This window comes from Streptomyces sp. ISL-66 (assembly GCF_018614135.1).
GTDB lineage: Bacteria > Actinomycetota > Actinomycetes > Streptomycetales > Streptomycetaceae > Streptomyces.
This window is the reverse complement of the sequence record NZ_JAGGOW010000120.1, coordinates 56,383-64,681: the sequence shown is the minus strand read 5'-3', so window position 1 is coordinate 64,681 and position 8,299 is coordinate 56,383. Positions and strand designations below refer to the sequence as shown.

General features: G+C 70.9%; 9 protein-coding genes. 3 read left to right on the top strand and 6 right to left on the bottom strand.

Going from position 1 to position 8,299, the window contains the following annotated elements:
- Positions 1 to 115 precede the first annotated feature (115 nt).
- The 3 genes from J7E97_RS23155 to J7E97_RS23145 are packed head-to-tail and all read right to left on the bottom strand — an operon-like array spanning position 116 to position 1,772.
- Complete coding sequence (locus tag J7E97_RS23155; RefSeq protein WP_215030530.1) at positions 116 to 1,087, bottom strand: NAD(P)-dependent alcohol dehydrogenase; 972 nt, start codon at positions 1,085 to 1,087, stop codon at positions 116 to 118.
- Positions 1,084 to 1,257 carry a helix-turn-helix transcriptional regulator gene (locus tag J7E97_RS23150; protein ID WP_251055007.1) on the bottom strand — a complete coding sequence of 58 codons (174 nt, stop codon included), beginning with the start codon at positions 1,255 to 1,257 and terminating at the stop codon, positions 1,084 to 1,086. The genes J7E97_RS23155 and J7E97_RS23150 overlap by 4 nt, the downstream gene beginning before the upstream one ends.
- 53 nt (positions 1,258 to 1,310) lie before the next feature.
- The gene (locus tag J7E97_RS23145; protein WP_251054990.1) at positions 1,311 to 1,772 is read right to left on the bottom strand and encodes a hypothetical protein; all 462 of its coding nucleotides are present in this window, start codon (positions 1,770 to 1,772) and stop codon (positions 1,311 to 1,313) included.
- An 87-nt stretch (positions 1,773 to 1,859) separates the two neighbouring features.
- On the opposite strand from J7E97_RS23145, the gene J7E97_RS23140 reads away from it, so the two are divergent.
- Entirely contained in the window at positions 1,860 to 3,062 is a 1,203-nt protein-coding gene (locus J7E97_RS23140) for a polyprenyl synthetase family protein (protein ID WP_215030524.1), read from the top strand.
- A 109-nt stretch (positions 3,063 to 3,171) separates the two neighbouring features.
- Here J7E97_RS23140 and J7E97_RS23135 read toward each other — a convergent pair whose 3' ends face one another.
- The 3 genes from J7E97_RS23135 to J7E97_RS23125 all read right to left on the bottom strand — a co-directional run bounded on the left by J7E97_RS23135 (position 3,172) and on the right by J7E97_RS23125 (position 5,343).
- Positions 3,172 to 3,423 carry an EF-hand domain-containing protein gene (locus tag J7E97_RS23135; protein WP_215030521.1) on the bottom strand — a complete coding sequence of 84 codons (252 nt, stop codon included), beginning with the start codon at positions 3,421 to 3,423 and terminating at the stop codon, positions 3,172 to 3,174.
- Positions 3,424 to 3,542: 119 nt separating this feature from the next.
- Positions 3,543 to 4,658 carry a mechanosensitive ion channel family protein gene (locus tag J7E97_RS23130; RefSeq protein WP_215030518.1) on the bottom strand — a complete coding sequence of 372 codons (1,116 nt, stop codon included), beginning with the start codon at positions 4,656 to 4,658 and terminating at the stop codon, positions 3,543 to 3,545.
- A 229-nt stretch (positions 4,659 to 4,887) separates the two neighbouring features.
- Positions 4,888 to 5,343 (bottom strand): hypothetical protein, encoded by a 456-nt coding sequence (locus J7E97_RS23125; RefSeq protein WP_215030515.1) that lies wholly within the window; start codon positions 5,341 to 5,343, stop codon positions 4,888 to 4,890.
- Positions 5,344 to 5,791: 448 nt separating this feature from the next.
- Here J7E97_RS23125 and J7E97_RS23120 point away from each other — a divergent pair, with 448 nt between their 5' ends.
- Both J7E97_RS23120 and J7E97_RS23115 read left to right on the top strand, forming a co-directional pair.
- Complete coding sequence (locus J7E97_RS23120; protein WP_215030513.1) at positions 5,792 to 6,829, top strand: terpene synthase family protein; 1,038 nt, start codon at positions 5,792 to 5,794, stop codon at positions 6,827 to 6,829.
- A 14-nt stretch (positions 6,830 to 6,843) separates the two neighbouring features.
- On the top strand, positions 6,844 to 8,247 hold the full coding sequence (locus tag J7E97_RS23115; RefSeq protein ID WP_215030510.1) for a cytochrome P450: 1,404 nt from the start codon (positions 6,844 to 6,846) through the stop codon (positions 8,245 to 8,247).
- Positions 8,248 to 8,299: the final 52 nt, after the last annotated feature.

The following is an 8,299-nucleotide window of genomic DNA, read 5'->3' as shown; positions in this document are numbered from 1 at the left end:
CCTCCGCCGCGCCCGGCCCCAGCCTGGGCTGAGGCCCGGTCGCGCGGCCTGCACGGCCGCGCGGCCTGCGCGGCCGACCCCGCCCCGGGGCACTGGGGCCCCCGGCCACCCCGCCTCAGGGCATGATCAGGATCTTCCCCCGCGCCTCCCCCCGGTGGAGCTGCTCGACGGCCCCGGCGGCCCCGTCGAGCGCGCAGGTGCTCTGGATGGCCGGGGCCAGCGATCCGTCCTCGACGAACCGCTTGAGGACCTCCAGGTCGGCCTGGCGTTCGGACGCGAAGATCCCCTTGAGCCCGTGGCGCACGAAGGGGTTCAGCAGCGCCGCCCGCAGCACCCGGTCGATGCCGCCGAGCCAGTTGCCACCGCCCTCGCCGCCGACGATGACGAGCGTCCCGCGCGGGGTCAGGGCGCGCCTGAGGTGCGCCAGGGTCCGGTTGCCCGCGGTGTCCAGGATCAGGTCGTAGCGGCGGACCCCGTCGGCGAACTCCTCACGGGTGTAGTCGATGACCTCGTCCGCGCCGAGCGAGCGCACCAGCTCCGTCTTCGTCGTGCTGCACACCCCCGTGACGTGGGCCCCGTACGCCTTCGCCAGCTGGACCGCGAAGGTGCCGACGCCGCCCGCCGCGCCGATGACCAGCACCCGCTGTCCGGGCCGGACGCGTCCCACGTCGCGGAGCGCCTGGAGCGCGGTGAGGCCCGAGATCGGGAGCGCGGCCGCCTCCTCGAGGGGAAGCCCGGTCGGCTTGTGCGCGAGCTTGTCCTGCCGGGCGCTCGCGTACTCGGCGAAGGAGCCCTCGCAGATGCCGAAGACCTCGTCCCCCGGGTGGAAGGCGGTCACGCCCCCGCCGACCGCTTCGACGCGTCCGGCCACCTCGCGGCCGCGTACGGGAACCTTGGGGGCGCGCAGTCCGAATCCCATGAGCCGCAGCAGGTAGGGGCGCCCGCTCATCAGGTGCCAGACGCCGGCGTCCACCGCGGCGGCCCGGACGGCTATGAGCACCTCGCCCGGGCCCGGTTCCGGCTTCTCGATGTCCCTGAGCTCCAGTACGTCACTGGAGCCGTACGTGTCCTGCACGATCGCCTTCACGGCGTCGTCCCTTCCTCGTCCGCGTACTGGAAGACCTGTTCGAGCGGCACCGCGAAGACGCGGGCGATCCTGAAGGCCGTTTCGAGCGAGGGCGAGTAGCGGCCCTTCTCGATGGCGATGACGGTCTGGCGGGTCACTCCGATGCGTTCCGCCAGGTCCGCCTGGGTCATCTCCCCGTGCTCGAAGCGCAGGGCCCTGATCCGGTTCGTGATGCCGGTCGCCTTCACCACGACTGGAACCCCCAGCGGTAGGCGGCGAGCTTCACGACGGATCCGAGCACCGCCGAGAGGACGAAGCCCAGGTAGATCGCATTGGAGATCCAGAACCGGTCCGCCCCCGCCATGGACAGGATCAGCGCGGCCACGGCACCGATGACGAGGAAGGACTGCCCGGCGAGCTCCCCGACGCGGCCGATCTCCTTGTCGCGCTGGTCCTTGGCATCGGCCTCGCCGGGCGATGCCGCCGCCACCGCGACGCTCAGGAGGATCGAGGCCGCGATGGCGCCGCCGACCGTCCAGAGCAGCGGGGCGACGTACGGGACCCGCACGAGCGGCATGCCGTCGCCGGCCCGGCCCAGCACGAGGGCCAGGTAGACCGCGTATCCGGCGACCGCGACCACCCCCATGATCCACGCGCGCTTCTCCTGGAAGGCCACACTCGCTCCTATGTAAAAGAACTTTGACATGAGGAATGTAAAACTATCCATACCTCGTGTCAATCATTTCTTACATCTCCCGAGCCGCGCGGGCTGACCGTGCGGATAATGATCTTCATGAACGACACGGCCGGCGTCGCCCGCACCCTGGAACGGATCTCCGGACACCGCAGCCGCTTCGACGCGCGCTTCGAGCGGTACTTCGACACCCTCGGGCAGCGGCTCGACCTCCCGCTGCCGAGCCGGTTCGCGCCGCGCTGCCTGGAGCTCCTGCGAGAACTGTCGACGCGCGGCGGCAAGCGCCTGCGGGTCGTCCTGCTGTACGAGGCGGCCCGGCTGGTGACCACGGAGGAGCTGCCGGGGCTGGCGGAGGCCGGGCTGAGCCTCGAGCTCCTGCAGACCCACGGGCTGGTCCACGACGACATCATCGACGACGCGCCCCTGCGGCGCGGCGGGCCGTCCACGTACTACGCCTACCGCCAGGAGCTGCCCGACGACCTTCCGGCCGCCCTCGGTCTGGCGGTGCTGGCCGGCGATCTCGCGGCCTTCCTCTCGATGCAGGTGCTGCTGGAGGCGGAGGTGTCCGTCGAGCTCCGCCAGGCCCTGCTGGCCGTCCAGATCCGGACGGCGGCGGAAACCGTGGCCGGGCAGATAGCGGACTTGGAGCGGGACACCCTCGGGAGCCCCGACGAGGGGTTCCTGCACGCCGTCACCGATTTCAAGAGCGCGCGGTACTCCGTCCTGGCGCCGCTGACCATGGGCCTGCTCGCCGCGGGCGAGGATCCCGCGCCGCACCGCGAGCGGCTGCACCGGTACGCACGCCTGGTGGGGATCGGCGAACAGATGCGGGACGACTTCACGGACCTGTTCGGCGAGAGCTCCCGGATCGGCAAGTCGACGGGGGCCGACATCCGTTCCGGGCGCCGCACGTACGCCGTCAACGCGGTCCTGGCTTGCGCGAGCGGGTCCGACGCGGCCCTGGTGGAAGCCGCGCTCGGCGACCCCGGCTGCTCCGACGCCACCATCGGCCGGATCCGGGAGATCGCCCGCGCGGGCGGCGCGGACCGGCGGCTGCGCGCCGAGTTCCGCCGCTACGCGCAGGCGGCGTCCGCCGAGGCCGCGTCCTGGGCCCCGTACTGGCGGGCGGAGGCCGTGGACTTCTTCCGGACCCTGCCGCTGTGGAGCATCGATCAGCCGGACGGGACGGACGAGACGACGGACAAGAGGACCGAGACGAGGACCGCGACGAGGACCGACGTAGCGACCCACGGGACCACGGACGCGATGAACGGGTCGGACGGGCCCGGCGCGACGGCCTGAGGGCGGCGGGACCCGCACGGGGCCGGCGGCTGCGGACCACCCACGCCGCACGGCAGCTTCGGTGCTCCCCCGGCGCGGCTCGCGCCGGGCGAGCCGGCCCGGCGGCCGGCTACCAGCCGAAGCGGCGGTCGACCTCGCGCTCGAACTCCTCGAAGGTGAGCACGCCGTCGCCGTCCAGGTTGGCCCGGTCGAAGAGGGCCGAGGAGGTGTCCGCGTCGCTCACGCCCCAGAAGGGCAGGTCGCCGGTGGCGGCGAGGGTGGGTCCCTTCGAGCGCAAGGCCGAGATCACCTCGGCGCGGGTCAGGACGCCGTCGCCGTTCAGATCGAGTGCGTCGAAGAGCTTGCGTGCCTTCGCGCTCATGACGTGGTCCTTTCGGCAGGAGGGGGCGGGGTGCGGTTCCGCCGGTACGACAGCCTACGACCCCCGTGGTCCGCCCCGCGGGCACGCCTCCCGAGACCTGCCCGCGGGGGACGGCGCACCTACCGCCCGCTGTCCGCGAGCACCGCGGGAGGGGTCTCGCGCTGGTGCGGGACGGGTGGGGGCGACGCGGCGAAGGACGTCTGGAGATCGTCCTGACGGAGCGCGACCGTCCGCGCGGGGGCCGGGATCGAGATGCCCTCCGCGCGGAAGCGGCGGTGCAGGCGCTTGATGAACTCGTGCTTGATCCGGTACTGGTCGCTGAACTCGCCGACGCCCAGGATGACCGTGAAGTTGATCCTGGAGTCCGCGAACGTGTGGAAGCGGACGGCGCCTTCGTGGTCGGGGAGCGCTCCGTTGATGTCGGCCATCACGCTGTCGACCACATCGAGGGTCACCCGCTCGACGTGCTCCAGGTCGCTCTCGTAGCCCACTCCCACCTGGACCAGGATCGACAACTGCTGTTCGGGCTGGGTGAAGTTGGTCATGTTCGTCCGCGCGAGGCGGCCGTTGGGGATGATCACGAGGTTGTTGGACAGGTTGCGGACCACGGTGTTGCGCCAGTTGATGTCGACGACGTACCCCTCCTCACCGCTCGTCAGACGGATGTAGTCGCCGGGCTGCACCGTCTTCGAGGCGAGGATGTGAACTCCGGCGAAGAGGTTGGCGAGGGTGTCCTGCAGCGCGAGGGCGACCGCCAGACCGCCCACGCCCAGCGCGGTCAGCAGGGGCGCGATGGACACGCCCACGGTTTCGAGTGCGACGAGCAGACCCATCGCGAGCACCACGACCCGCGTGATGTTGACGAAGATGGTGGCCGATCCGGCCACTCCCGTCCTCGACTGGGCCACGGACTGGACGAAACCGGCCACGACCCGGGCCGCGCTGACCGTCGCGAGGAGGACCAGCAGGGCGGTCAGGGACTGGTTCACGTATCCGGAGACCCGGGTGCTCAGCGGCAGGGTCGACGCGGACACCGCGGCGCCCGCGATGACGGCCGCCCACGGTGCGAGGGTGCGCAGCCCGTCGACGAAGATGTCGTCCCCGCTCCACCGGGTCTTGAGGGCGTGCTTGGCCAGCCACCGCACGAGGGCCCGCAGGAGCAGTCCGGCCAGGGCGCCGGCGGCCAGCGCGATGCCGGCGACCAGCCAGTCGTGCAGGACGAGGTCCCGGGTCAACGGACGCCCTCCGCCCCGTGCCGGACCGGGGTTGCTTCGACGGGCCCTGCCGGCCGTCGTATGAGGGGTGTGGTCACCTTGTCACCTGTCAGATCGTCGTGCGTGGAACCGCGTTCGGCCGTGTGTACGCATCCGGAACGGGCTGCCATCCTGCCTCATGACCACGACGGCGGCGCAGGTGGGCCGGTGCGTACGGTCCCTCGCGGCCGCCGGCGGCGCGCCGGGGCCTTCAGGGGGCCGTGGAGTCGGTCGCGCGGACGATGCCGTCGAGCTGGCCGTCGATCCAGGCCCGTCCCTCGGCGTCCCAGCCGAGCGGGGACGTGGACTGCGGTGCGGGGGGCGGTTGTTGACGCACGCGGCCGTTCTCCACGACCGCCCAGCCCTTGCCGCCGCCGGGGGTCTCGAGTTCGACCAGGTGGTGGTCCAGGTGGCCCGTGATCATCACGGCCATGAGGGACAGGTACTCGCCCCGCAGGTCGGGGGTGAGCTCGCCCTCTCCCGGCACTTCGAGCAGGACCTGGTGCTCCTCGGCGAGCAGCGCGCAGGCGGTCTGGACCGCCCTGACGAGCGCCTCGAACCGCTCCCCGCCCAGGCGCGTGCGCAGGAACTCCAGGTAGGAGCCCAGGACATCGGGCTCCCGGCCGTCTCCGGGATCCGCCGGGTCCGCCGGATGGTGCTCGATCATGCTCCCATCCCTTCCCCAACGGCCGCGGCCCTTCGCAGTGTAGGCAGTGGCCGCCCCCTCGACGGCGGTCTTCGGCCACCCGGCGGCCCTTCCGTGAACCCACGGCGCCCCGGGCGCCCCGGGCACCCCCCGGGCACCCCAGACGGAAGCGACTATGCCGATTGCACATTCCGAATGAATGGCATTTTCGGCAATTCCGGGATGGATTCCCCGGGTTGGGCCGCCCTACATTGACAGTCCGCTGCACCCTGAGGGTAAATTAGTTCACGCGTGGCCTGATGTGGTCACGCATGGGCAGGATCAGGCCACTCGGCGACCGGTTTATTCCGATCGCCACCAGGTGCCTCCGAGGCGACACCGCAGCAGAGGGGCGTTCGGGGTCGCGGGTGGAATGCGCGACCGTGTATTGAGCGGGTATTGACCAATCCGACTCTTCCGTGGGGGATCAATGGCCCGACTCAGTTCTTTCTCCGTTCCCGATTTCCACCTTCCCTTCGGGAACTCCAAGCATCCGCAAGCCGCCCGCGCCAACGCCGAAGCCACCTCCTGGGTGCTGGGTCACGAGCTCGTCACCGCCGCCGCCGAGGAGTTCTCGGGCATCGGCGTGGGACACCTCGCCGGCCGGGTGAGCGGCGAGGTGCCCTACGAGCGCATCGTCCTGCTCGCCGAGTGGATGGCCTGGTCGTTCGTCCTGGACGACCAGCACGACCACCTCATCAGGGCGGGCGACCTGGCGGCCTGGCGGCCCATCACCGACGCGATCACCAGCTACCTGGAGACGGGACGGACCGGGGACCACGCACCCGGCCGAAACCCGCTGGTGACGGGATTCGTCGACCTGTGCGACCGGATACTGGCCGGCATGTCCGAGGGGACCGCGGCCCGTTACCGCGCGCATGTGCCGCTCATGCTCCACTCCCTCGACCAGGAAGCGGGTAACCGCGGAAGCGGCGGACGCCAGACGGTCCAGGAGTACGTGCTCATGCGCCGGCACAGCTCCCAACTGCTGCCGATGATGGACATGGTGGAGGCCGGACTCGGGATCGACCTCCCGCAGCACGTCCACGACCTCCCCGAGTACCGGGCGGTCGTCGCCAGCGCGGTGGACATCATCTCGTGGGGCAACGACGTGTTCTCCCTGCCGAAGGAGCACGCCTGCGGGGACACCAACAACCTCGTCTCCCTCATCTCCTCCTGGGAGAACTGCTCCCTGCCCGAAGCCGTCCGGGCGGTCGAGGGCCGCATCCAGATCCGCATCGAGCAGTATCTGGCCGAAGAACGCAGCCTGTTCCAGGCCATGGACGCTCTCCCCGGGACGGACGCGGCCCTGCGCGACGCGGTCACCCGGTGCGTGCGCAGCTACGAGGACTGGATCATCGGCGCCGATCTGTGGCAGCGTTACGAGTGCACGCGGTACAGCGACGAACGGTTCGCGGCCGGGCTGGAGTCTGCGTACACCCGCCCGGATCTCGTATCCGTGGCATGACAGGGAGTCCATCCATGGCACATGCGGAGCAGTCCGGCCCCGCGGTCCAAGCTCCGGTGGCCCCGGGACGGTTACCGCTCCTGGGGCACGCCCTGCAGCTGTGGCGCCAACCCATCGCCTTCCTGGAGTCCTTGCGGGAGCACGGCGACATCGTCCGGCTCGACATCGGCACCTGGCCCGTCCACGTCCTGACGAGCCCGGAGCACGTGCACGCCGTGCTGGTCCAGCAGGCCCACCGGTTCGGCCGTGGACGGATCTTCGACCGGCTCCGCCCCGTGTTCGGCAACGGCATCGTGACGACCGACGGCGACTTCCACCGCAAACAGCGCCGGATGATGCAGCCCGCCTTCCACCGGAACCACATCGCCGAGTACGCCGAGGTGATGTGCCGGCAGGCGGAGGCGATGTCCGCGTCGTGGACGGCCGGCCGCGAGATCTCCATGGTCACGGAGGCGCGCGGGTACGCGATGTCCTCGGTCGCCGAAATGATCTTCTCGGGCGATCTGAGCCGCTCCGCCGTGGAGGAGGTGCACCGCTCGCTGCCCATCGTCCTGGAGGGCATGCTCGTACGGGCTGTCATGCCCAAGTCCCTGGACCGGCTGCCCATCCCGTACAACCGGCGGTTCGACGCGGCCGCCGCCCGCCTGCGCCTGATCATCGACGAGGTGATCGCGCGGTACCGAGCCGAGGAGAAGGGCGGGGGCGAGGACCGTCACGACCTCCTCTCCCTGCTGCTGTCCAGCGTGGACGCCGAGACGGGTTCGTCGATGGGCCCCGAGCAGGTCCGGGACGAGGTCATCGCCATCATGTTCGCCGGCACGGAGACCTCGGCGACCACGCTCTCCTGGATCTTCCACGAGATCGGCCGACACCCCGAGGTGGAGAAGCGCCTCCACGCCGAGGTCGACGCGGTCGTGGGGGCGCGCCCGGTCCGGCCCGAGGACATACCCGCGCTGACCTATACGAACAACGTCTTCCAGGAAGCACTGCGCCTGCACTCGCCGCTGCTCTTCACCCGGCGTGCCCTGGCACCCCTCACACTCGGCGGCGTATCGATCCCGGCCGGCGCCGAACTGGCCTACAGCCCCTACGCGTTGCACCGGGATCCCGTACTCTTCCCGGACCCCACCGTCTTCGACCCGGACCGCTGGCAGCAGGGCGCGAGCGAGCGGGCCCGTACGCACAGCTACGTCCCGTTCGGGGCCGGCCAGCACAAGTGCATCGGCGACTCGTTCGCCGTGGCGGAGATCTTGACCGCGGTGGCGACGGTGGCCTCGCGGTGGCACCTGGCCCCCGCGCCCGGGGTCACCGTCCGCGAACTCCCCGCGGGCATCCCGCAGCCCAGTGAGCTGCCCATGATTCCCGTGCCGCGCAGGGTACAGGGCTCTTCCCGTACGGGTGATGAGATGCCGCAATAGTGTGCTGAAACACCCGCAACTCCCCCTCGGGCCCGTACACTCGGCCGCACGC

Bases quoted from the DNA above. Each gene is read 5' to 3' on its own strand.
- J7E97_RS23150 (WP_251055007.1), bottom strand. From the start codon at position 1,257: ATGACCCAGGCGGACCTGGCGGAACGCATCGGAGTGACCCGCCAGACC.
- J7E97_RS23145 (WP_251054990.1), bottom strand. From the start codon at position 1,772: ATGTCAAAGTTCTTTTACATAGGAGCGAGTGTGGCCTTCCAGGAGAAG.
- J7E97_RS23140 (WP_215030524.1), top strand. From the start codon at position 1,860: ATGAACGACACGGCCGGCGTCGCCCGCACCCTGGAACGGATCTCCGGA.
- J7E97_RS23135 (WP_215030521.1), bottom strand. From the start codon at position 3,423: ATGAGCGCGAAGGCACGCAAGCTCTTCGACGCACTCGATCTGAACGGC.
- J7E97_RS23125 (WP_215030515.1), bottom strand. From the start codon at position 5,343: ATGATCGAGCACCATCCGGCGGACCCGGCGGATCCCGGAGACGGCCGG.
- J7E97_RS23120 (WP_215030513.1), top strand. From the start codon at position 5,792: ATGGCCCGACTCAGTTCTTTCTCCGTTCCCGATTTCCACCTTCCCTTC.
- J7E97_RS23115 (WP_215030510.1), top strand. From the start codon at position 6,844: ATGGCACATGCGGAGCAGTCCGGCCCCGCGGTCCAAGCTCCGGTGGCC.